Genomic DNA, 26,792 nt, shown 5'->3' with positions numbered 1-26,792 from the left:
CAAATAATGAACTGGCAGCGGGATCTATATAACCATCTTTATCTCTTTACAAACTTAAATGCCTGAATACCTCCAGTCCTGTTAACCACCGTTACGGTATACATTCCCATCACAAGGTTGGCTACATTGATATCCTGAACAGCTTTACTGATCCTGCCCTGCAATACTATTCTTCCCGCATTATCGTACACCGTATACTGATCACCCGGGTTTGCTTTTTCCAGGTAAATAATATTATCTGCCGGGTTGGGGAAGAGTTTGATCTTTCGTGCGCTACAGCCCGCAGGAGCAGTAAGTCTGACAATTTTGCTATATGTGGTTGTTCCATCTATATCCACCATTTTAAGCCGATAGAAATTCATTTGTACATCGATGTTTACTTCTGCATTGTACTTATGCTCTCCGGTTGTATTGTTAGCTTTCAGTTTCGATATGAAACTCCAGTGAGTACCATCTGTACTTTGCTCCACCTCAAAATGAGAAACGCCAGTTTCTTCAGCCGTTGTCCAGCTCAGTTTTGCTGTACAGTTTTCTTCTCTTACAGCAAAACTCAGCAAACGGAGTGGCAGTGCTGCATTGTTTTCAGTGAACACATAGAATTTACTGAAACTGGTTACGTCAAAGCTCAGCTCCCAGCGCTCCCGGGATGCATTCCAGTTTATCGTATGAGGGATAACGGTAGTTGATACGGCACCAGACACCTTACGGATCCTGATATTGACAAAATCATCATTCATTTCAGGATCATCTTTATCAGGTAACGGCAATTTATTGGTTCCGTTGTTGGCGGTATTGTAGGCACTGAACTCTGACTGTGAAAAATACAAAGTGATGGTACCGGAAGATGAACCACCATTTTGTTCCGGTTCAATTTCATAATAACGGCTTACAAATCCGGGTAACAGGTTTGCTTCCATATCCACGGAAGCAGTTGTGATACCGCTTACCGGATTGGAGCCGCTGCCGGTGACTGCTGCAATCAGCGTGGTACAATCGGTACCATACCATGTTGTATTATCCTTCAACTGGAAGGCAGTACCTGATGCAGCTGTTGACGGGATGGAAGCAGCATTGGCATCGGTATAACTGTTAGCCTCATGCGGACCAAGGTCGATCCGGCCCAGCTGAATGCGCGGTAAACCAATAGCTACCTCATAAATTGGCAGATTTAGTCCTGTAGTATCGGTTGTACCGGCATTGATAGCTGGGCTGCAGGTTTTGAGACGAAAATCGCCCTGCGTATAAGGTGCAGTATATACTGGAGCTACATACATCGGATCCAGAGAGGAATTCAGATTGCCGGTACCTCCGCCACTCCAGTATTCAATCAGACTATAGCTTGCACTGGTGGTGGAGCCATTATCATTTGTAATGCCACCGTCGTTTCCATAAGATATGCTGTTCCTGATTGTAAGATGACTTCCATAATTATAGATCGCACCTGTGCCTCCCGTTCCTTCATTCCCGTAAAAATTACAATTGGTAACAGTTGCAGTTGAATTAATGAAATTGGACAGTCCGCCACCATAACCATTGGTGGCTATGTTCCTGATGAAATGTGTGTTGATGATTACCGGCGAAGCATTATTATTTCCGATACCTGCGCCGCCAAGGGTATTACCTGATTTATTACCGGCAATGAAACAATTTGTGATTACAGGTGCTGAATGCTCGTTGCCTATAGCTCCTCCAAAGCTGGCGGTATTATCAAGGAAACGGCATTGATCGATCTTTGCATCTGAGTTTTGTGAATTATAAATGGCGCCACCCGATGATGCCTCATTATTGGAAAATTCACAATTAGCAATTAGGGTTTTGGGCGATTGCTGGTTCATAATAGCTCCTCCCTGCCCATACACAGCAATATTACCGGAGAAACTACAATGTATAACCGAAGGCGCAGATTGTTCGTTATGAATGGCAGCGCCTGAGCCAAAAGTAAAATGATCAGCAAATCGACAATTCCTGATAGCGATCTTTCCTGCTTCGATATTATTGTTGACAAGATAAAGACCCATACCATTGCTATTGGACAACTCCACTCCATTGTAAAAATAATTTGCTCCATTTCCTCCATATCCACGAATGACAGACACTCCATCTATCACAATACTATCCGAAGCTGAGCTAATACCTGCAATCACCAGTACATGGTGCGAATTATCTCCATTACCGGGATTCCTGATCTCACCGCTCAATACAGTGGCGTTCGCATCGATATCACGCAAGCCGCCTCCCGAAGGATAGCCGCCGATCAGTTTCAGTCCACCACTTTGTCTGAACAGGAAGGCACTGTCTCTGTTCCCAGTTGCGGATCCGCCCAATGGGGTATAGGTTCCTTTGGCCACCAAAATACTATCGATACCGCTACAGGAAGCAGCTGCTTTGAATGCATCGCTCAAATGTTTAAATGCCTGGCTCCAGCTGCTGCCATTTCCTGAAACAGCCACAGATTTGTCTACAAATATTTTGTTCCCACTCAGTACAAGATTATTGATGGTAACCTGTTTGTTCACCACACATCCATTGGCGTCAGTGATCACACAGGAATGATCACCCACAGCAAGCCCCTGAACAAATGCAGCAGTACTGCCATTGGACCAGAGATAATCATATGGCGCTATGCCACCTGAAACTTGCAACAATGCCTCTCCGGTATTATCTAAACCACAAAACACATTGTTCAACGAAATCACCTGTGCATTTAATGCAGCAGGCTGAAGAATGTTCAGGTACTCCCATTTGCGGCATCCGTTAGCATCTCTTACATCAACAAAATACAGGCGGGGAGCCAGATTACTGATAGCTGCACTCTCAGCCCCATTATCCCAGTTATAAGTATAGGGAGATGTACCGCCAGTAACATTTACAGCTGCAGTTCCATTATTTGCCCCGTAACACAACACATTGGTTGTTGAAGGGTTCAAAACGAGAGGATCAGGCTCTGAAACAGTAATAGTTTCTGATGCTTTACAGCCAAGTGCATCTGTAACGGTACAGGAAAAAGTTCCTGCAAACAACGCTGAAACATAATAGGCATTCCCCCCGTTACTCCATGAATAGCTGTAAGGAGGAGTGCCTCCGCTTACATTCGCTGTTGCAGATCCGTTATTCCCGGTATTACAGGACACATCAGTTTTTTGAATGCTGAGCGTCAGTCCCTGAGCAGGCTGGATAATTGATACCTGTACAACTTTAGTGCAGCCATAGTTATCAGTGATGGTACAGTTATAGTCTCCTGCAACCAGGTTTTCGATCTGTGCAGAACTTCCTCCATTGCTCCATGAATATGTATAGGGAGCAAGGCCACCGGAGACTATCACTGAAGCTTTTCCGTCACCAGCGTTGAAACATGCAATATCTGTTTTGCCAACTGTTACCATCAAAGCTGTTGCGGGTTGAGCGATGGTAAACGTTTTTGAAGCTGAACATCCGGCAGCATCTGTAACGGTACAGGTATGGATCCCGGCAGTAAGCCCTGAAACAGCATCTGCAGTACTACCAGTTGACCACAAGTAATTATATGGAGCAATTCCTCCGCTTGCCGCCACACTCACAGAGCCGGTATTGCTATTGTAACAGGCAACCTGTGTTACTGTTCCGTCAAGCGTAATGGCAGTGTTTTGCGTGATGGTGAAAACACTCATATCAGTACATCCCGCAGCATCTGAAACGGTACAGGAATAGGTGCCGGCACTCAAATTATTTACAGATGCTGTTGAAGCTCCATTCGACCATAGATAATTATATGGAGCAGTACCACCACTGGCAACCACTCCGGCATATCCGGCATTACTGCCATAGCAGATAACACCCGATTGATTGGTGGTAACCGAAAGGGCAGCTGCCGGTTGCGTGATGGTAAATGAAGCTGATGCCTGACAGTTGGCAGCATCTTTTATTATGCAGGAATATGTGCCCGGTGCCAAATTATTCAGGCTGCTACTGGTTTCGCCGTTGTTCCAGCTATAACTGTAACTACCTGTTCCTCCAGCAGGGGTCAATTCGATCTTTCCATTATTAGCGCCTAAGCAGCTGACATTTGCCACTACATTGGCAACACTCAATGCAGCGGGTTCAACAATGCTGATCGATTTGCTGACAATACACCCATTGCCATCCGTTACAGTACAGGTATAGGTTCCTGCAGCCAAACCAGTCAGCGAAGAAGTAGTTGCATTATTGTTCCATTCATAAGTGTATGGCAGTGCACCACCCGAAATAACTGCATTGGCTATACCAGTATTCTGACCGTTACACACAATATCTGTTTTGGTGATATTCAGATTCAATGCAGCAGCAGGTTGCGTAATCGTTACCGATTTTACAATGCTGCATCCATTGGCATCTTTAATTGTGCAATCATATACACCAGCAGGCAGATTGCTGATGGCGGAAGCTGTACTGCCATTTGACCAGCTGTACTGGTAAGGAGCCTGACCTCCGCTTACCGTGAGAGACGCACTGCCTTCGCTGTTCCCAAAACATTTTACATTATTGAGAATTACTGTAGCATCAAGTGGTGCAGCTGGCTGCGCAATGGAGATCGTTTTAGAAATACTGCATCCATTCGCATCTGTAACTGTAACAGAATAATCACCCGCTGCCAGGTTACTGATTGCCGCTGTTGCAGCACCATTGCTCCACGCATAAGTGAATGGACTTTTCCCGCGCAGCATAAGTACAGATGCTTTACCTGTAGCAGCTCCATAACATAGCACATTCGTTTTACTGCTGTCGATCTTCAAGATATCGCAATTGAAAAAAGGACTTTCATACGCTCCGATATCAGGGTAAGCCTGCAGCGTTCTCGGCACTCCGGTTATATCATTCCAGCTACCGGCTGGCAACAGAACAGAACTTCCTCCATCAATCAGCGAACTGCCTGCCTGCGCCTGGTAATTACCTGAAGTATGAGGTGTATTGGCGGTTGTAGGATTTATCCTTTCCACAAACTCAGGATCCCCAAACAGATTATTCCCATTATCTGTTCCCAATGCGGCTTCCCAGGCTACGGAAGCAGTTTCGATCAAACTATAAGTGAAGTTCGACTTACCACCCTGGGTATTGAGAATATTGGAAATTGCTCCACCGCCATTCCTGTTTCCATAGACTACTGAATTGCGGAAGGTAAGTTCGGCAATACCGAGCCTGTTATAAAATCCACCTGCATCACCAGCCGCCCAGTTGTCTGTAATGGTACAGTTAATGATATAAGGATTGCTGTTATCATTGAAAACTGCTGCTCCATATCCGGCGCGGTTCCCGGAGATCAGAACATTCATCAGCACCGGTTGTGAGGAATTGTAGATACTGATGCCACCGCCATTATCGCTGGAACTATTCCCCTGCAACATTGTACTGACGATATATGGCGAAGTTGCCAGACAGTAAATCCCTGCCCCCTGCAGGGCCCTGTTATTGACAGAACGGCAATTACGGATCATTGTCTTGTAATTGGCATTGTTGATCAGACATATACCACCGCCTGTATTCCTCGCCACCGCTACTCCATTAATTGTATTGCTTCCACTTCCATCTCCATTCGCCTGTGTAAAAGTGAAACCATCCAGCACCACACTATCTGTTCCGGATGCAAGATTCGCTAACACCATAATATGATAACTGTTATCAGCTATATTGGAAGCGGCTCCGATATCGCCACTCAATATCGTTTTATACGTGTTGAAATCCCTGGCCCCACCACCACTGGCATATCCGCCATATATTTTAACATTGCCCCGGGCAGGTATCAGGAATGCAGCATCCCTGTCGTTTGTACTGGTGGGATAGTAAGTTCCTTCCGCAACCATGATGGTATTGATAGTAGCACAGGAATTCAATACATCAAATGCTTCCTTCAGTGTTTTGAAAGCAGCTGCCCAGCTCGATCCATTTCCAGGCTGGGCTACAGCAGCATCTACATATAAAGTATTGTATTCTCCACAGCGGATAAATGGACTTTCATAAGCGCCCATATCGATCCTGCCACGTTGTACGCGCTCCGTTCCCTGCAGGTCAAACGGATCGAGGCCGAGTCCTGAAATATCAGGATTACCATTATTGATCAAAGTACTGGCATTCTGCAATTTCAGCCCATCATCAGCTGTACGCCAGATACCATCCGCTCCGGCAGCATTTGCACTGTTCACAAATAACGGATCAGCATTGATATTTCCCGTGCCTGCATACACACCGCTGGCCTGCTGTATATTACTGTAACCTGCATTCAGGGTAGCTGCATCGGAAATGCTATTGTTTCCATTATTCCATACAATAGAATTCTGGATTGAAATGGAACCAGGAAAAGTATTAAGAACTGCACCTCCCTGAACACTGGCAGTATTGCCGAAAATAGTATTGTTGACGATGGTGATGGCTGCATTTCTGTTATACATTGCTGCGCCATTGGTACAGGAGTTTCTGATGAACGCACAATTGATCAGCCTCGTGGTGCCACTTTCCTGGTTGTACAATCCGCCGCCGTCACTGCCACTGCTATTGTCTGCAATCACACAATTGATTATGGAAGGAGTGGTTTGCCAGACATAGATACCTCCGCCCAATCCATTTGCGTGATTATTCACCACATTACAATTCCGGATCGCCACTTTGCTTCCAATATTCGGATTCACGCGTAAGAGGATGCCACCACCTTCATGCTGATTAGTGAGTACATCATTGTAGTAGTTGGTGCCGCCATCGCTATAACCACGGGTAACAGTGAATCCATCAATTACTACGCTGTCTGCGCCAGGCAATGATCCGGTCATTACCAGCACATGATAACTGTTGTCGTAATGAAATCCCGCAGTGCCGATATCTCCGCTCAAAACAGTAGGGTTAGTTACCGGGTTCCTTGTGCCGCCGCCATTAGGATAACCACCATAGAGCTTGAGTCCACCGCGCGCGGGAATGAGGAAGCTGCTGTCTCTTAGTATGCTGCTTTGATCTCCTGTTGGATAATAAGTTCCTTTTGCTACATGGATCTCCGCAACATTATTGCATTGGAGCGCCCTGTGCATAGCTTCACTCATTGTTTTGAAAGCCTCACCCCAGCTGGCTCCGGTGCCGGAGCTGGCTTTACTGCCATCTACATACAATTTAGTTGAACCGCAATTGAGGACATGTGAACTTTCATAAGCGCCCATATCGATTGTGCCACCCTGAATACGGGTTGCTCCTGCAAAATCAGTCAGCACACCGGCAGGAAGCAATGTATTGTTTCCCATATTTACAGCTGGGCTGAGCACCTGGAGCCTGTAACCATCATCGGTTGTACCCCAGATCCCATCTGCACCAACTGCGTTAGCCGCATTCACGAACAATGGATCCTGGCCTTCAATTGTATTTACTTTTTCTATTATAATTGTGCTACTTGCCGAAGTATGTCCTTGTATTATGCTGTTATGGATCTGTACAACATTCCTGTAAAGATCTATACCGGAACTATTCGCATAGAGGATAGAGTTATGAATAACGACGCAGGGCACCGTGTAATTTGAAAATACTTCTTCACTTGAAATGTCCCCACCGCGCAACTCACCGATATTCCCCGTGATAGTGCTGCTGGTGATAGTGCATTTTGCATACCGGTTATGAATTGCTCCTCCGTTACCACTTCCACCTCCACCTATCGCCCTGTTGCCAAAAAGCAGACAGTTTTCCAAACTCAGCTCGCTGAAATAACCGTTGGCTATCGCACCACCATTACCGCTATTGTTATTGTTGAAGTTGCAGTTTTTGAATTTGATATTGGCATTTGAATAATTATAAAGAGCTCCTCCGTACAATGCACTCGTATTTCCCGAGAATTCTGTATTGCTGATGGTAGCACCCGATTTATAGTTGAACATCCCGCCACCATCGTAACTTTTATTCCCGAAGAATTTACAACCAGTCAGAACAGGATTGGATTCGCTGTTGTACATCCCACCACCTCCTGTACCCGCGCCCCCAGTCAGAACGCGATTATTCTGGAACACGCAATCATTGAATACAGGCGTTCCATAAACATTGGCCACAGCACCGCCCTGCCCATTATTATCCTTACCAGAGATATTGGAAAGAAATGTACAATTTGTTACAACAGGGCTGCTGCCGAAATTATACAAACCGCCTCCTTCACTTCCAGCCGCATTTTGTGTAATAATGCAATTACTGATTGTGGGGGACGCTCCAATGTTGGAAATTCCTCCACCATGATTGGATCCGGCAACATACCCATTTGTAATGGTGAATCCGTCCAGCAAAGCCGCAACCGTCAGTGCAGTTCGATTTTCAATTACTCTGTTACCGGTATAAGGGTTTGTAACCCCCAACAGGCGGGTGATATTCGTTGTAAAATTCCTGTTAGCCCAGGCTGGTGTTCCGGTATTAGGGAAACCTCCGTAGATCTTCACTCCTTCTTTCATAGTGAAGGGCGAGCCGGCAGGCGTTTGATAATCGCCTCCCGCCACCCATACCTGGTCTCCGGCAGAAGACGCATCGATCATGGCCTGGAAATTCCCCGATGCACTGGCCCAGCTGGAGCCATTGCCTGAGCCGCCCTGTCTTACATAACGAATGGTTTGCGCCTGCAATGCGGCAACAAGGGTACATAACAATACAACAGGGAGGGATATGCGGAGCAATATCTTTTTCATTTTTTTCAATATGGATATTAGGGTCATAGCGGAACCGACTGGCAGTCCAGCCCATAAAGAAACGAGAAGTAAGATGATGTTTATACTGTGAGCCGCATAACTGAAGGGCTTCAGTGAAATTTCACAAAACGAGTGACCGAGCCAAATCCAGAGCAGATGCGACTTTCAGACAAAGTGTATAAGCAACCCCGGAGTGGCTTTTTTGACTCAGATCAAATTAAAAGAAAAGTATTGCTGTAATGCGGAGATACGCTTAAAGGTCTTTGACAGATTTCTTTCTGCTACGCGTATGCGCTTTGGCCCTTACCCGGCTAAGGGTTTCAATGGTAATGCCTAAAAATGAAGCGATGTATTTTAGAGGAATGCGATTAAGGTAATGAGGATACAGGTCCATCAGGATCTCGTATTTTCTTTCTGCTTCATGAAAACGTGTGATATAGGCTCTTTGTTCTGCATACACATAATAAAGCTCCGTGATCTTTCGCCCAACAATATTGAAAGATGGATACTTGAGGTATAGCCGGTTCAGGTCTTCGAATTTGATACCAAGCAATTCACAATCTTCAATCGCCTGGATATTTTCCATGGTAGGCTTTCTCAACAGGAATCCGGTGATGGTTGCCACGATCTCATTCTCCACAGTCAGCCAGGTAGTGATCTCCCTGCTACCCTCTTCTATAAAACCGCGTAATACGCCACGTTTGATGAAATAGATGCTATCGCAGACCTCCCCGCTTTTCACCAGCAGTTCGCCTTTTTTGATTTCGCAACAGTATATATTTTTCTGCAGATAAATCTCCACCCTTTTGCCGATAGGGTGCAAGACATTGAAGAGTTCGAATACGGGTTGTAATTCGGTTGCAGTGGGACGGGTGGCAGCGCTCATATATCGAAAATAAAACAAATAGTAGCTCAATCTTGATTTATTTCCAGTATTACATTGAGGCCGTGAAACAGCTATGGACATCCCCATTTCATAGCTCATTTTCGCATACTCGTCTACGATTAAATATAACTGATCGGTGCAGCCGCCGTTCTTCATAGAATAATTTGTCTATTAGTAAAAAATGTAACCCATGAAATCACTATGGCTGGCCATGAGTATGGTCATTGTATTGGGCTCTTCCTGTAAGAAAGATAAGAAGGAGCACATATTATCGGTAGATAAAACAGAAGTAAATATCTCCGGACTGATTAATGGCCAGGCGAGCCTGAAGATCACATCCAGCACCAACTGGACAATCAAAGCAGCAGGAAGTGCGGACTGGCTGCAGATTGAACCTTCCAGTGGTACAGGAGATGCTACGGTTCAGCTGAAAAACAAAGTAACCAATAACTCGGGACCGGCTGAAATAACGCTTACACTTAGCGGAGAGGGGAATGCTCCCGTTAACATCAAGGTAACCAGGATCCCTTTGTTTCACCAACCTATATTGAATGTTCTCGGAGGCAGCAATAGCGAGGAGTTCAATAATGGCGCTGCAACACCGGATGGTGGATATATATTGATAGGAAATACCTATAGCACCGATCATGATTTTAGTGAACGTCCAGGTTCGGAACGTGATGCCATTGCAGTAAAATATACTGCAACAGGCTCCCTGGAATGGAAAAAGACCTATGGCGGAAACAATAACGACTATTTCTATTCGGTAATCGTTACGCAAGATGGCGGATTCCTGTTAGCAGGTTCCAGTGAAAGTGATTTTCCCGATCGAAGAGGAAGTTATGACTTCTGGATCACTAAAATGGATAAGAATGGTATTGTACAATGGACAAGGATGTATGGGAGCGAAGAAAATGATCAGGCTTTTGCGTGCGTAGCTGTAAATGATGGCTACATCATAGCAGGGAGTGTAACAGGAGCTGAAGGTGATGTCACTGACCATTTTGGTTCCACCGATGCATGGATCATCAAACTGGACCTGACCGGTAAATTACTATGGCAAAAATCACATGGAGGTTCAGACCATGAGAGTGTGAGAAGTCTGCTCCGTACATCCGATGGAAATTTTGTATTAGCTGGAAACTATGGCAGCTCCAACGGTAGCGGAGCTGAAGATCCGCATGGTTCACAGGACGCCTGGTTGATGAAATTTGATGCAAATAATGGTAATAAAATTTGGAGCAAAAGATATGGAGGTAGTGGGATCGATGTACTTTACAATGTTTACCCTGTTGAAAATGGGGAACTGGTGGCTGTTGGAACAAGCGCCAGCAATGACGGACAGCTGGCAGGGAAAAATCAGGGGGGAGAAGATGGCCTGGTCCTAAGAGTGGCAGCAGACGGCCAATTGCAAAATATCTCATTATATGGTGGCGCAGAAAACGACCGCATACAAGCAGCAGTTCATAATCGTGAACAGGGATTGGTTGTTGCTGGATTCACGTTAAATGACAAATATGGACCTAATAAAGGAAAGGCTGACGCAATGCTCCTGTGGATCAATAATGATGGCACAGTTGTCAACAGTAAGTTGATCGGTAGTAGTGGCAATGATTTAGGCCTATTGTTATTTAAGACAACGAATGGACGCTATGTGACAGGCGGCTACTTCTCAGGAGAAGATGGCGATTTTTCAACACGTCGCGGCGCAGAGGACTGCTGGTCTATCAGCTTCCAGTAATATCATGCCTGTATTGCTTTACCGGCTGGTATTATGAAACTTCAATCCATCTGCATCTCTTGAAAAAAGCCCGCCTGCATTCTCCTTGCAGACGGGCTATACTCTACTCAACAATCCGGCATTTACTGCAGGAATATCTTTCTGACGCTTTTGTTGGTGGCATCCAGGATATAGATACTGCCATCAGCGCCGATACACATATCGGTCATCGAATTGAATTTAGCTTCGCTCAATGTTCCATCCTGGTAACCCCAGCTGAATCGCTGGATAGTGCTCACCGTTCTGGTAGCCATTTCCACTTTTCTCAGCGCCTTGTTATTGTTATCAGCCACCAGCATCTCTCCGGCATTAGCAAATACAGCGCTGCCGATACCGTTGAATTGCGCCATATAACTCACTCCATCAGCAAAACCTGCTTCAGAGTTGCCCACAAAATCAAAGCTCTGTCCAGCTGTTGTTGTGGTTCTAATTCCATTTCCACTATTTGCATTCTGGTCAGGATAATAGATATTGCCGGAAGCATCCACCACCACACGCGTCATCACCCAATAAGGTCCGTTAACCTTTGTGTAGGTACCAACGGTTGTTACCCTGTTGATCCCCTGGGCAAAGCCCGACACATTCGCATATATCACTCCGTTACCATCCACGGTGATCTGAGTGGATGCAAATCCTGAAGTATGTACAGTGTTAACACCAGCAGGTGTGATCTTCCTGATCTGCATAGCTGTCTGATCAGATACAAAGATATTATCGTTCTTATCGATGGTGATACCAGAGGGCATACCAAAAATGATATCCGATCCACCAGCCTGCAGATTGGATACAGTTCCATCAGGCGCGATCTTCTTTACCAGTTTTGCCTGCTGGTCCACTACATAGAGGTTACCATCACTATCAATGGCCATCGCGGCAGCGCCGGAAGTGAACACTGAACTGGCAGGTCCTCCCGCCAATGTCATTACACCTGCACGTTTGAAAGGCACAGGAGACAAAGCTTCCAGTCCATTCACAACTACTTTCAACTGACCTGTGCTCACTGTTGCAGGCGCCGTCAGCACCAGGCTTGTTTCCGTTGCAGTGGTTACCGTTGCAGGAACGCCATTGATGGTAACGATATTCTCAGCGGTAACTGCACTGAATCCTGTACCGGTTACTGTAATGTTCGTTCCTGCCAGACCGTTATCAGGTGTGATGCGGGTAATACCCAGGGTCTGGTCTTTAAATTGTGGGCCTTCCGTAGCCTGGTCATTTACCACCACTCTCACAGTTCCCGATCCGGTTCCACCGGGCAGGGTTAGCTGCAGTTGGTTCTTTGAAGCGGTAGTTACAGGTACTTCAACATTATTGATGAATACCTTGTTCTCATCCGGCATGGTGCTGAAGATATCACCAGTGATGGTCATGATGGATCCCTGCGGACCGCTCAGCGGAGACACCACATTGATCACGGGCTTGCCAACTACCGTGAAAGCTGGACCTATGATCTTTTGTCCGTTGATGTTCACACTTACCGGCCCGGTGCTCACTTCCGCCGGCGCCTGCACCACGATCTCCGTTTCTGTAGCAGATATTACAGTAGCAGGCTTGCCATTGAAGTCGATAATATTGCCATCAGTTGTTGACTCGAAACCACTACCGCGGATGGTTACACGCGTAGCCGCACCACCGCTCAATGGTTTGATGGCGCTGATGGCCTGGTATTTGAAATCCTGGCCCTTCGCTTCCATGCCATCCACTTTTACGGTAACCGGACCGGTACCTGCTTCAGCAGGGATCTCGGCAACAATCAAAGTATCCGTCACACTCACAATCAGCGCGGCCTTACCATTCACCAGCACCGCTGCAGGCTCCTTCACACTGCTGAATCCTGCACCACTGATCCTGATCTGCGAACCCACAGTACCGTTATTAGGGAACACACGACTTACCGTCAATGCCTGGTAAGTATATTGTCCAACCTCATAAGTTTTCTCCTGGTAAACAAAAGACAGATTTCCCGTTTTACCGGCAACCGGCATCCTCAGCACCAGGGCTTCGGAAGTGGCGCTGACCATTTCTGCATCAGCGCCGGCGATTGCTGCTTTGTATTGTGAAATATTATTGGAGAAACCTGTACCCTCGATGGTTACCAGGGTTCCTGCCTGGCCACTGTTGGGATAATAATTTTTGATGATCATCTGTACAGGCGGCGCCTTATCATCCTTCTTGCATCCGGTGGCAATCAACACTACCGAAGAAATAAGCAGGAGGCTGAAAAGGAATAACCATTTACTGTAAACTTTCATATTGATGTGCATATAATCAGTTTAAAACTTAGAATGTATACCTGACACCCAGCTGCATCTGTGTTCTGGAGCCGAAATAATCGATGCTGTACGATTTACCCGGATCATTGAACGTATACACAGGATAGTTGCCGGGGTTCTGTAACGGCGGGAACAGTGTTGGCGTTAAACCCACGCTGGCCGTACTGTTGAAGGTATTGGGCGAGAAATATTGTATACCCCAGTTCTTGTTAAGCAGGTTGGTGACATTCATCACGTCCACTACTACAGTGATGAATTGAGACCTGGTTTTGTTCAGGAAGATATCATGCGATACATGCAGGTCAGCCTGTACATTCCAGGGTGTCCGACCCAGGTTCCTTTCAGTAAAATCTCCTCTCCTGCTCCTGAGGTATTTGTTCTTATCGATAAATGCATTGAACTCATCAGCCTGCTGCTGTGCAGTTTTCCCATTTACATCCTTGAAAAACCTGATAGCCTCTTCCCAGTTGGGAATATATACCAGCGATACCTGCTGCGGCAGTCCCTGGATACTGTTGTTCACTATTCCATAAGTGAAAGGTGCGCCGGATTGCGCGCTGAAGAAAAGACTCACATTCGTCTTACCAGCCTTCTGCCAGTAATGCGTATACGATGCATTGGCAACGATCCGGTGACGCACATCGAAATTGCTGTATGCCAGGCCAGGATTATTGGGCACCAGGCTCTGGTTCAATTGCCAGTTACTCTCCATGGAGTTCCTGACCCCATTGCTCAGGTCTTTGGATTGACCATAATTGTAAGCCACAGTAGCATTCAGTTTGCTGCCGATGGTTTTGGTAACAGAAGCGGTTACACTATAGCGGTAGCCCTGATTGGTATTGCTCAACAGGTAAGTGTTGGAGAAACGGGGATCGACCGTACCACTGTAAACCGGCTGTTGGCGGTTCAGATCATAACCATAGTAATGAGGATCATCGCTGGTGTTCAATTGCTGGAACATAATGTCTTTGATCACTTTGGTGTACAAACCTTCCAGCGTGAATTTCCATTTGTTCATTGTTTCATAATCCACGCCCAGGCTTCCACGAAAAACCTTGGGCATCACAAAGTCATTGTCCACCAGGTCCACCTGGGTTTTGCCGCTGTTCGGATTATTGATCACAGCGCCGTTCTGCTGAATGAATTCGCCAATACCATTAGGATTGGGTTTGATAGCATCGCTGCCGGGAGCAAAACCCTTATCGTCTGCACGCTGATCGAAAGCTCCATAGCTGCTGCCTGTATTGTAATAGGCGTATGCCAGCCAGGCAAAAGGAATACGACCGGTGAAGAGACCAGCCCCGCCACGCAGGATCAGATCGCCATTTCCAAGGGCATCATAACGGAAACCAATACGTGGAGATAACTGCACCTTGTTGAGGAATTTGTTTTCGATGCGGTTCAGCGGCGTATAGGTATAAGTGTTACCAAAGTTGGGATCGGCAAGGATACTTCGAACCTTATCGCTCATTACCGGCATATCCGGCAGGTAAGCCATATCCGCACGGAGACCCGGCGTAATGCGCAACTTATCGTTCACCCTGATCTCGTCCTGCACATATACACTGTACAGATGTACATTGAAACTGGCAGCAGGATTATTCATGATATACTCACGCGTGTTGTTGGTATAGTTGTAGCTTCCACGTACCCGGTAAGGATTATTGCTTAAGAAATCTTCGATATTCAAATAATCCACGCGGCCATTCCAACCGTTCACGAATCCATAGCGGATATTGTAAAGTTCATTATGTGTACCCACCAGGAATTTGTGTGCGCCGGAGCTGTAATTCAGGTTGGCAGTGAATTCCCAGGTGCGCTGCCGCATATTGAAAATGCTGGCTTCGCGGTCAGTACCAAGATAAATGGTAGTGCCGGGGGTACGTCCCATGATCTGAACCTGCGGCAGGCTGGGATCACTGAGAGGATCACGTTTGTCATTCACCTGCGTGAAACCAACTACCAGGTTGCCGGAGAGCTGATTGCTGAATCTGCTCTTCAGTTCAGCTACAGTGCTGGTCTGGTTATTGGTTTGCTCAAATGCCATGCTGCTGAAACGGAAATCCTGCTGGTCACGGTCCATATGCGTGGCCTTGCTCAGGATAGTATTGTTGCGAATGGCGAGCTGGTGATTGTTGTTGATATTCCAGTCGAGGCGGTTGAAGAATTTCTTAGACTCGCTGGTATTGGTGTAAATCCCTGCAGTACCGGCATCGAAGATATTGCCATAGCGATTTTTCACCGCGCCGCTGATAGCGTCAGCATCGGCAGCGGAAAGGATATGACTGGTCTCTTCCGTACCAACAGTAAGCTGTGTGGGATCCTGTCTTTTTGTGATCTCTTCGTTGGTGAAGAAGAAGAGTTTGTTTTTGATGATGGGGAAGCCGAGGCGGAAGCCGGCCTGGTAATCATAGAAATCATCGTTCATCTTTCCCAGTTTGCCTGCTTTGTCCTTTCCCGTGATGGCGGCAAATCTGCCGAAACCATATACAGAGCCGGTAATATTGTTGGTGCCGCTGCGGGTAACGGCATTCACGGAACCGCCTGTGAAGTTACCGATCTTCACATCGAAAGGCGCGAGATACACCTGCATATCCTCGATGGCATCGAGAGAGACAGGATTGGTGCGGGTGCTGCTGCCGGCCATTCCGGAAGTGCCGGTCTGGCCACCGAGTGAAGGACTGAAACCAATAGCGTCATTGTTGATGGCGCCGTCGATGGTGACGTTATTGTAACGGAAATTAGAACCTCCGAAACTGTTATCGCGACTACCCTGCGGCGTTAGTCTCGTGATATCCGTGATGCTCCTGTTCACGGTGGGCATATTACGTACCTGGTCTGCACTGATATTTTTTCCGGCTCCATAGGTATCTGCACGGGCACTGAGTTTTCTTCCTTTGGCGGAAACGGTTACAGCGCTTAATTGCTGGCTGCCGGTCGTAAGGATGATATCGAGCTGCTGAGAACCTCCCAGCCTGATATCCACGTTTTCCCTGGTTTCGGGTTGCATACCAACCATAGACACTGTGATCTTATATCCATTACCGATACGCATATTGTTGAGGAAGTAAAATCCCTTATCATCGGTGGCTACCGAATATTTTGTTCCCGATGCCGTATGAATGGCGGTGATGCTGGCTCCTGCCACAACCTTTCCTGCTGTATCCTTTATCTTCCCGCTAAGTGATCCGGTAGTTTCCTGCGCATTGCCGGCAAGGCTCAGCAGCATTACCAGGCAAAAAAGAAAACAACCGGCTTTTCCAATATTCTTCATGAGTTATTTTTTTCGATCTTTTTGAAGCAGACTATTGAGTAATGCGAAGTGTATTATTGATCACATGTAATACGCCGTTACCGGTAAGCACATCTCTTTTCACCAATGCCACATCAGTGGTATTACCGATCCCCCGCAATGAAATGCTGTTGAAGCTACCCGGCGCCTGAGGGTCTGCCAGCAGTTTTATATCCACCGTATTGCCATTCAACATGGCTTGTTTTGTAGTGTTTGAAGAACCGGTGCTGAGGATATAATCATAAATGAATCGCCTGTCGCGCACCACATGATAGTCAACCAGCGCTTTCAATTGCAGAGGATCGGTCCCGAGTATCTGTTGTACAGTTTGATAGCCCCTTGCCTTCATGGCCGCATTGTTGGGAGCGAATATGGTGAAGGGGCCTGTTCCGTTGATGGTTTCCAGCACACCGGAAGTTTTCAGGGCCTGTGAAAAAAGCGTGATATCATTCTCAGCGGCAATAGCATCACCCAGGTGATCGTGCGTGTAAGGCGCCAGTACCTGGTTGATCACCTGGATCAGTCCGTTGGAAGCAGGAATATTGGAAGCCAATACCCGGGAGCCATTAATGGTAAGCACAGTATCATTTCCCTTGATCCAGTGTGTAGCAAACATTTTTCCACCACGCGAACGCAGTTCCTGGTTAAAGAGATAAGGCAGTTTGCTGAGCTCATACTTTCCATCCATGGTATGATATTGCGCGATGCGTGCAATCACATCCCCTTTGGCGCCAAGCACCGCTAATGCACTCCCGTAACCGGCATTATTGAAAGCAAGATCCGAAGGAGCCAGTAAGGTAAATGGTCCCTCACCATCCTGGAGCGGTTTATCGAGGCCGCTACGGCGCAGGGTTGCGCTCATTGCAGAGAGATTGAAATTATCGGCCACTACCAGGTTGATCTTGTTGTTATCGTAATTGCTCAGTTGCTCGTCATTTTCTTTTACACAGGAACCCATTCCCAATATGGATAGCAAGGAAAAGAAATATATTTTTTTCTTCAGCTTCATGTTAGTTCATTTTAAGGTCTTTGGGAATCAGTAAACGGTCAACCACGTGCAGAGGCCCACTCAGGGTGGGGATGGTTTCCAGTACAGTGGCTGGTTCTGCAGTGGAACCTTTTACCTGCACGGTAGGTTTACCATCCTTCTCTCCGAAGTTGAAAGGCATTCTATAGTAGAAGTAGCCCACATAACTACTGATCATAAAATCTCCCAGGTATTCATTCCTGAGATCGTTCGCATAGAACAGGTTGGCTACCGGCCCACGCTTACCATAAAGACCTGTATAAGGCTGGTTGTCCAATCCGTAATCCCAGTGGTAGGTAAAAATGGAATCGGTCACATAACCAAAGGAAGAAATCTCCCAGGTGTTGAAGTCGAATACTGGTTCCCTGAAGAGCTGTTCATTCATAGCCAGCACATCATCGATGGTCTGGAAGCCGGCTGCATGAAAGGCATCATTGGTTGGAGCAAACATGGTGTTGAAACCGGTATAGCTATCGCCATTCGGGTCATACGGGTCAGCCTGAATATCATAGTACAGTGTATATTGTGTTCTCCTGGAATCTACCCAGCCCCAGCCTCCGGGGTCCCAGCCGGTATTCTCTTCATACACTTTCCTGTATTTGAGATCGAACAGCTCGTCTACTTTCTTCTGCAGCTGAATGAACATGCTGAACCTGGGATCAGTTTCCAGGTAAGACCAGAATGATTGGCCCACTGGTCTTACCTGTACTTTATCCAGCACATATACATAACCATATTCAGCGGGCTTCGCTTTATTGAGGTCTCCGGAAGGCACACCATTCACCCATAATTTATCACCCAAACCTTTCAGCATCTGCCTGTACCAAAATGCATCGCGTGAAATATTGTTCGTCTGTCCATCACCGTAATAGTATCCCCGAACATAGAGGCCTTTCTTTTTGAGCAGGCTGGCAGTTTCCAAATTGCCTGCAACACGCAGCAACTCATCCTTTGTAATGGTATTCCTTACTACGTGAAGGGCTACGATGGTATCCGCGTCCAAAGCCGCCATACCTGCTATGGTTGTTTCCGTATACCCTGCCGCCTGCATGGCGGCATCGGATGGAGCCAGGATGGTGAGGGGCATTTTTGTAGTTAGCAGGGAATCCATATTGCTTTGTTCTATCAGTTTGCGGAACAAAGGAGTGTTCGTCAAAATTTCAGCAACAGGCTGGTGCATGGGGTCCTGGTATGGGATCTTTTCTCCCTCGGGCGGCGGGATGTATTCATCCTTTTTGCATCCTGTGATCAATGCCAGGAGCATCAATGCAATGAACCCGTATTGTATGTAAGTTTTCATGTGTAATCTTTTTTAACTCAAAACGATTATTTGCTGGCATCTGCAGGAAGCGCGAGCAGTCCGTGCAGGCGGTGAACGATCCCATTTTCACAGAGATGGTCATACCATACAAGGGGCTTCGAATTGTAAGAGCTTTGTGTGACCATTCCTATCACCACAGGCAATCCTCCCGGAACTGGTCTGAAGTATGTCAATTCAGGATAGGGCGTAAAGAATATATCGGAAGGATTGGTCTGCAGCAGGCTTGTTCCGAAGTTCACATACCAGGTATCATTCCTGAGCGTGTATGGATAGGAATATTCTGCCCCAAGAGATTTGAACACGTGCTGATCAGATACAAAGAAGTGACTTTGATATATGATATAAGCACCGAACAAACGTTGCGCATGGAACAGATCCACATTGAGATTATTGATGGTTTCAGCTGTGATGCCTTTGGCGGCGAACGCATCGTTATCGGGCGCGAAAATGGTAAAAGGACCTTTGTTAGCCAGTTCATCCCAGATTCCGAATTTCTTCAGTCCGGTTACAAACAGGCTGAACTCAGGCTTTGCAGCGAGGTGATCCTGCACTGTTTTCCCTTTATGGTACTGCATGAATTTGTTCATCACCTGCATTACTCCGTTTGCGAGAATGATATCCTTGCGGGAGATCCTGGCGCCCCCGAAGAAATAATCGTTGTTCTTGTTTACTGCAGAAACATACACGCTTTCCCCGGCCAATGTTTCGAGGCGAACGTCCACCCCATTGGTAGCGAAATCGGTAGTGATCCATCTCCTGTTCTTCAACACATGGTATTGCAGGGCATGACGGAGACTGTCTTTATTCAAACTGCGGACCTGTTGTTCCGTATTCACTCCAATGGCACTCCAGCCATTATCAGGCACAGCCAGCACCGTAATAGGGCCCGGCGCGTTGAGCTCGTTCACCAGGCCAGTATATTCGAGGGCCGAATAGAATAAGCGGAAATCATAGTTGTTCCTGATGAAGTCAGCCGCAGGACGGATATTCTCGTTTGGCTTCGGCACTTCCAGGTTGTCGTGCTCACAGGAACTCAGTAATACTACCGCCGCGAGAGCTATTTTGAGTGACTTGAAAAATGTATTCATACAAAGAATTAATATTCAGATTCGGTTATACGTTTCCGGTATCAATACACCGGAGCCGGATATTTCCGTTGTATTGTGGTGAGATATACGCCGCCATTTATCACTTCAATCGTATTCACCGTGGCGAATGTTCTGGGATTATGAACACCGGAATGGATATTCACCAGCATATTGGGCAATACGGCGCCATTGTGAGGGCTGGGTTTTTCCAGCCCAAGATTAAGGCAGGCCAGAGAAGCCCAGTTGCCATCTGTTTTAGTATCCATTACGTGGTAAGGTTTATTGGCCGGGTTCATGCCAGGGCTTAAGAAGTCCCACATCTGCCAGCTTTGTGTAACGTTGCCATTCTCTGCGGGATTCGGAAAAACAGGGTAACTATGATAGGAGGCCACGGCAGCAGAACTGATATTACGTTCAACGGAAGCAAAGTATTTACCCTTATATCCCGGTATTGCGTTGAACCTGTATCTGCCGCCATCCGTGAGGGCAGACACCTGGTCGGAATAGATAGTAAGGAAAATATCCATCTTGTCTTTGATGCCATATTGGAACTGGCCCATCTTGAACACTTCGGGTTTAATATCATCGGAAGATTCCTGGAAGCCACTGGCGCTGTAATTATAGAAATTCACGTAAGCAAGGGAATCGCTCAGAGGCTGCTTGAGAAAGGTTTCCTGTCTCAGGAGAACACCATTCTCTTTCGTCAAATAATCTTTCTGCAGAAGGTGCATCGTATACACTTCATGGTGAGTAAGCGTAAGGGTGGTGTCCTTCATCACATCACCAATCAGGTTGCGGTCCAGTTTAAAATAAGGCACGCTGTTCTTTGGTCTGTAAAAGAATACGAAGCGATGCGTTCCGGACGGGATCTGCGCCCAGCTGCTGAGATCGTAACCATTCACGATCGGTCCAACCAGTACGTTTTCCTTGCCGGGATATTCCGGATTGTTCACGGAAGTGCTGGAGCCAACATGTGAAGGATAAGGAGGCGCATAATAATCCCGAACGTCCAGGAAATCTCCCACGATCTGTCCGCCATTGGGCTTGCCTTCGGCATCGAAAGTAGGATTGATGATCATACAGAGAAAGGGTACTTTCTTATCCTTATCGCCCAGGCTGAAGCCGTAGTTGAAATTATTGAACACGCGCAGGTAAGCTGGCTCATCGATCTTCGTATAGTCCACCTTGGTACATCCGGTAACACAACTTACCACCAGGATGAGCAGGAGTATCTTTTTTATCAGTTGCATTGTCATCATTTGTTATGTTTTACGATCATCATTTTCGCTTTGGGCGCAATGCTGCCGGCACTTCCGATAAGCGCCACCGTGAAGATCCCGTTCTCATGTACCGGCAAAGCCTTGCCGGCGTTGTTGTACAGGGATTTTCTTGCGATGAAATCTTCCGAATGCAATACAGGTATATCATTTGCCCAGGTACCGGGAACAACAGCTGGCGCTGAGCGGTAAGCCATGATCTGGTAGGAAGGCGTATGGATTGTTGTGCCCAGGTAAGGCTGTACTATAACGGGAATGCCTGGTTGCAGATTCACGCTGCCATTGGTGCTGATCGGTTGTCCGTTATCCAGTGTGTAAGTGATGTATTGATTGTCGGGAGAGAAATTCAGGAAGCGTTTGAAGAGGAAGAAGCTATGCTTCAACCTGTCGTAGGTGCCATCTTCCGATCCGCCGGCGTATTGCACGCCACTCAGATCATTGGCAACGATCAAGAGTTTTGCCGCTCCATCTGCTGCAGGATACAACCAGGCTGTATAATTCATATTGGCCCTCAATTCCTGCTCAGCAGTTGCGATTACCTGTCCTGCTGCATTCTTCGCTTCCACCTTGAAAGCGCCATTGATCAGGTTGGCATAAGTACCAACTTCGCCAAATTTCAATGCGCCGCCTACTGCCTGGCTGTTTGCAACAAAACTGATCTCCTCATCGCGCAGCGCATTCACAGCCTGCATCCTGAAATAAGTAGCATTGGCAGCTGGACTGATATCAGTGATCACCTGCATAGAATTCTGATAGAGGAATGATTCCTCCGTCATTTCATTGATATGATAATTGAATCGCTGAGGCGTTACGATCACCGTATACACACCACCGGGCTGATACACGGCAACGGGATTGAACACAAGATTGGAGCTGGATCCGTAATCATCGGAATAAGTGGAGGTAACCGGATCGATGATCCTGTAATTGAGTCCGGAAAATGGAGAAGGGAACTGTTTTCCATTTTCAGTCAACACCCTGAACTGGTAAGTACCGTAAGGGACCTCCACATATTCAGATACCATGGCGGTTGTACTGATATGGCTTGTTTTATCGCTTACCGGTGTTCCATCTGCATAGGCGAGGGTAACAGCGCCGTTCAGTGTTTCCTGCGTACCAAATTCAGTGAATACAGGATTATTGATATTGCCTGTGAGGTTGATGATCCTGATCTTGATATGATCAGGTTTGGACGGACCAGTTACGCCTCTTGTTACCGGCACTATCTTAGGCTGGCCGGTAAAATATTCGAAGGGAAGCAGGATATAATCTGTAGGATTGCTGTAACTGTTTTCGGCAGTAAAGCCAACGCTGCTATTGAAACCACTGTAACTTTTATCTGAAATGGTCAGCTCCGTTTTATCCCCGGTGCCGAAAAGATCCATAGGTATCTCCCAGATCTTACCCAGCCTGCCATCAGCAGGGAAATATTTAGTACCGGGATATCTGCCGGTCATGGGATCGCTCGGGCCCCGCACTACAAAATTGGTGAGACTGTCGCCATCGGCAACTACCTGGTTGTAAGCGCTGAGGTTCACGATGCGCACATTCGATTTCTTCTGGTTGTCGATCACCGGCCGGTTATCGAATCCGAAATCAGACTTATCTTTTTTACAGGCGGCCAGCAGCAACAAAGTTGCCATCAGACCTGAACTGTATTGTAAACGTATTGACATTCGTAGTTCTTTTGAATTCGATTATTCTCAGAATGGGTTGTAAGTAAATCCGAACATGATCTCTGCGCCTCTTTTGAAGCTGCGGTTGATATACTCGTTGCCATACCATTTACCACCGGTTTGCGGATTGGCATACACGGTTTTGATGGCAGGGTTCAGGATATTCTTTGCATAACCTTTGAACAACACTCTCTTGCTGATGCGCTGGCTGAGCACCAGGTCCAGGAAAGGAACAGGCTGTGTATAGAGGTCAGGCTCACCGGTGAGATTGATCTGCACCAGGCGCTCTCCCACCATGTTGAAGGTTAGCGTGATGTCCGTTCCTGTTTTATTGTTTTCATAGTTGAGCCATGCATTGATGCTGTAGGGAGCCTGCTCGAATAATGGACTGTTCTGCGGGGTATGTCTGTCAAGCGATTTATTGGCGGCATAACGCTCTGTTGTTTTTTTGATCTCGCTCTGAGCCAGCAGCAGGTTGGATCCGAAGAAGAATTTTTTCAGCGGTTTCCAAAGCCTGCCGAGATTCTGTACCACTTCGAATTCCATTCCCCATACCTTACCGGTATTGGGATCGTTCTGGAACTGGATCACGGGGAACTCAGGATATTTGGCTGCAAGGCCATCCGTTTTCAGCGTGAACACTTTTACCAGCTGGTTTTCGATCTGCTTACCAAATGCAGAGATGGCAATCACTTCACCTTTACCTGTGAACCATTCCCAACGGAAATCCAGGTTCTTCGTTTGTTGGTTGATGAGGTTCGGATTACCTACCACCAGGCCCATCTGGAAGGCATCGAATTCGAAGATGTTGGTGATCTCCCTCAATTCAGGTCTTGCCAGCGTGGTATTGAAAGCTGCACGGAAATTCATATTACTGTTCAGTGTGTAAGTGGCATTCACTGAATAATAAGGTTTGTAATCAGCTTTATAAACAGTATTGGGATTGATAGGATTGATGGGTACGGAAGAACCATCGGGCCCTTTCACGGTGAGTGAAGGATCCAGGAAAACGCCGGCCGTATCAACGGAAGAGCCGATATCCGTCATCTCGAAACGCACACCGCCGGTCATTCTGAACTTATCATTCAACCGAAGATCCAGCATGCCATAAAAGGCATTGGTCTCATAATAACCAGTATAGTTGTTGGGAGATTTCTGGCTATTGTACAGAAAACCATTCAATGGCATTTGTCCCTCTCCATTACTGCCGGAAGGCAGGAAGAGACCGATCACTTTATTACTCACCAATGTGTTCAGATTTCCATAAACATCGTAAAGGGTTACAGCTTTGTTGGGTGAGAAATTGGAACCGGGCAGGAAGAGCTGGTTCTCCGTGAAGCTGCGATCACGGTAGAGATAGTTCACACCGGTCTTGAATTCCTGGCGTTGGCCCAGGAGTTTGAAAGGAAGGATAAGGTCTGCTTTATAGTTGTAATTCTGTTCATCCAGGTTGCGCCAGCGACGGCCATTCGGCTCGGCCTGCATCAGTCCGATAGCGCCCACGCCATTCACATATCCTGAAGTGAGCGCATACAGGTGATCGGTATACACATAACTTCCTGCACCGCTCATATCCCCGATAGCAGGCTTGAAATAATAAGCGCCATTGCGAGGTCTGTAATCCGTGAGACTTACGAAACGAAAATCTGGATCATTCTGTTTGGAGGAAGAGGATGCGAGGTTGTAGCTCAGGCGGGGAGAGTATTCTTTATCGAAAAATTTATGCTCTCCCTGCAGGTTGAAAGTGTTCAGGTTCCTGAAAGTTTGTTTCAGGGACCAGGTTGTCGTATATACATCACCGGGAAGTCCGGTATATTCATACTTTCCATAGAGATTAGTGGCCGTGTTCTCGCCACCCCAGCTGCCGAGGTATTGCATGCTGATCTCATGCAGGGTGCTGAAACGGTATGTGACGCCCGCGAGCGTTCCGTAGTTCAGGGTCTCCACACCAGTATTCTCCTTGTAGGTCTGGTACTTTCCCATGAACAGGCTGTTAGGGGTTATATAGTTCGGAATGTTCCGCGGGCTGTACACATCCGGATTTCCTGTTACCACACCCTGGTAAATGCTGTACTGGGTAAGGTCACCACCGCTGATATCAGTATAACGGCGGTAGTAGTTCCCTCCCAGTATCAACCCCAGCTTGTGTTTTTTGAATACGTCGAAACTATTTCCATAGGTTACGGAGTACAATTGATTCAGTGGCGCTTTTTTGTATTCAGTGGTCATCACGGGATCGAAGCCACGCATGATATTGTTGATGCGATTCACTTCTTTGTAGGCATCAGGACTGTAATTACTGTTGGCGATCATTTTCTGGACCGCCCCCAAACCGCCGGGATACTGTGTGGCGAGGTTCTTGAAATCGGAAGAAAGATTCTTGTCTTTTATCTGGTTTCCGAATGCGCCTATTTCACTATTCCAGAAACTATTGTATTTACCGCCTATGCCGATATTGGAATTGAATCCTGTCTGTGCAATGAACTCCAGCGTTTGTTGTTCCGGAACTGATTTCGTTTTCAGTTCCACGATGCCCGCTGCAGCATCAGCGGGCTTATCCGGAGTAACTGTTTTGTAGATGGTGATATTATCCAGCAGGGATGCCGGCACCAGGTCCAAAGGGATGGAGCTCCTGTCGGGATCCGAGGATGCCAGCCTCACGCCGTTGAGCTGCCCGATCACCGATCTGTCGCCCAATCCGCGAACCGCCACATATTTATCATCTGTGATGGTAACGCCAGATACTTTTGAAAGCGCCTGTGTGGTGGTGATGGAACCCGTTTTCAGGATCTGTTCGGCAGAGATCGCATCCTGCACGATGGCTGCCCGGCGTCTTTCATTCAATACAGAAGCGGAGGTATTGGTGCGTCGTCTGGCCTGCACCGTTACAGATTCGAGCGAAGCGGTATTTGATTGCAAAACTACGCGGAGGTTCTGCGACTCACCCGTTACTTTCATTTCCCTTTCCTTAAAACCAACCATGCTGAATACGAGCGTGGCTCCTTTTTCAGGAACGGGAAGAGAAAAGGCGCCATTCTCATCGGTGATATCTCCATTCTTCGTTCCCCTGATATGAACAGACACACCACTGAGGGCGCGGCCTTCAGCATCGAATACCCGGCCGGCAACATTGCCGCGGACCGGCGCTGTTTCCACTACAATATATCCTTCCACCACACGATAGCGAAGACCGGTGCCAGACAATACCATTGTCAGCGCTTCGCCTGTTGTGAGCGTTTGCGAAGCAACTGAGACGCGTTTGGTACTGCCTGACAACAGCTTCTCCCTGATAGACAGGCGGAGATCAGCTTTTTTGGCCACCTCATGAATACTTTGTTCCAGGCTTGCACTGTCCAGGCTCAGGATGATCCTTTTATTCAGGTCCTGCGCGGATAAGCTACCGGTGGACAATAGCAATAAAAAGAAACAGCAGAGCCCTGGTTGTTTTACAAACCGGTTTAAAAAAGATGATCTTGTACAGATTCGCATACCGTTTATTGTTGATTATTGTGCATAGCACTGCCTGCTGC

At 47.0% G+C, this 26,792-nt stretch carries 11 protein-coding genes; 1 reads left to right on the top strand and 10 read right to left on the bottom strand.

Annotation, left to right across the window (positions count from 1 at the left end):
* Positions 1–38: 38 nt before the first annotated feature.
* The gene (locus FSB84_RS13100; protein WP_158643887.1) at positions 39–8,645 is read right to left on the bottom strand and encodes a right-handed parallel beta-helix repeat-containing protein; all 8,607 of its coding nucleotides are present in this window, start codon (positions 8,643–8,645) and stop codon (positions 39–41) included.
* Between the two features lie 253 nt (positions 8,646–8,898).
* Positions 8,899–9,531 carry a Crp/Fnr family transcriptional regulator gene (locus FSB84_RS13095; protein ID WP_158643886.1) on the bottom strand — a complete coding sequence of 211 codons (633 nt, stop codon included), beginning with the start codon at positions 9,529–9,531 and terminating at the stop codon, positions 8,899–8,901.
* Between the two features lie 190 nt (positions 9,532–9,721).
* Here FSB84_RS13095 and FSB84_RS13090 point away from each other — a divergent pair, with 190 nt between their 5' ends.
* On the top strand, positions 9,722–11,272 hold the full coding sequence (locus FSB84_RS13090) for a BACON domain-containing protein (RefSeq protein WP_130544500.1): 1,551 nt from the start codon (positions 9,722–9,724) through the stop codon (positions 11,270–11,272).
* A 122-nt stretch (positions 11,273–11,394) separates the two neighbouring features.
* On the opposite strand, the gene FSB84_RS13085 is transcribed toward FSB84_RS13090, so the two are convergent.
* Genes FSB84_RS13085 through FSB84_RS13050 form a run of 8 tightly spaced genes read right to left on the bottom strand, consistent with a single transcriptional unit; the run spans position 11,395 to position 26,751 of the window.
* On the bottom strand, positions 11,395–13,572 hold the full coding sequence (locus FSB84_RS13085; protein WP_130544501.1) for an IPT/TIG domain-containing protein: 2,178 nt from the start codon (positions 13,570–13,572) through the stop codon (positions 11,395–11,397).
* A gap of 16 nt (positions 13,573–13,588) precedes the next feature.
* Positions 13,589–16,855 (bottom strand): TonB-dependent receptor, encoded by a 3,267-nt coding sequence (locus FSB84_RS13080; RefSeq protein ID WP_130544502.1) that lies wholly within the window; start codon positions 16,853–16,855, stop codon positions 13,589–13,591.
* Between the two features lie 31 nt (positions 16,856–16,886).
* Positions 16,887–17,882 (bottom strand): fasciclin domain-containing protein, encoded by a 996-nt coding sequence (locus FSB84_RS13075; protein ID WP_130544503.1) that lies wholly within the window; start codon positions 17,880–17,882, stop codon positions 16,887–16,889.
* A gap of 1 nt (position 17,883) precedes the next feature.
* Positions 17,884–19,200, bottom strand: a complete 1,317-nt coding sequence (locus FSB84_RS13070; protein ID WP_130544504.1) for a fasciclin domain-containing protein — start codon at positions 19,198–19,200, stop codon at positions 17,884–17,886.
* Between the two features lie 26 nt (positions 19,201–19,226).
* Entirely contained in the window at positions 19,227–20,309 is a 1,083-nt protein-coding gene (locus FSB84_RS13065) for a fasciclin domain-containing protein (protein WP_130544505.1), read from the bottom strand.
* Between the two features lie 41 nt (positions 20,310–20,350).
* The gene (locus FSB84_RS13060) at positions 20,351–21,559 is read right to left on the bottom strand and encodes a hypothetical protein (protein WP_207234361.1); all 1,209 of its coding nucleotides are present in this window, start codon (positions 21,557–21,559) and stop codon (positions 20,351–20,353) included.
* A 5-nt stretch (positions 21,560–21,564) separates the two neighbouring features.
* Complete coding sequence (locus FSB84_RS13055) at positions 21,565–23,262, bottom strand: DUF4397 domain-containing protein (protein WP_130544507.1); 1,698 nt, start codon at positions 23,260–23,262, stop codon at positions 21,565–21,567.
* A 27-nt stretch (positions 23,263–23,289) separates the two neighbouring features.
* The gene (locus FSB84_RS13050) at positions 23,290–26,751 is read right to left on the bottom strand and encodes a TonB-dependent receptor (protein ID WP_130544508.1); all 3,462 of its coding nucleotides are present in this window, start codon (positions 26,749–26,751) and stop codon (positions 23,290–23,292) included.
* Positions 26,752–26,792 lie beyond the last annotated feature (41 nt).

It is taken from the genome of Pseudobacter ginsenosidimutans, assembly GCF_007970185.1.
Lineage (GTDB): Bacteria > Bacteroidota > Bacteroidia > Chitinophagales > Chitinophagaceae > Pseudobacter > Pseudobacter ginsenosidimutans.
This window is presented reverse-complemented; position numbering and strand designations above follow the sequence as displayed.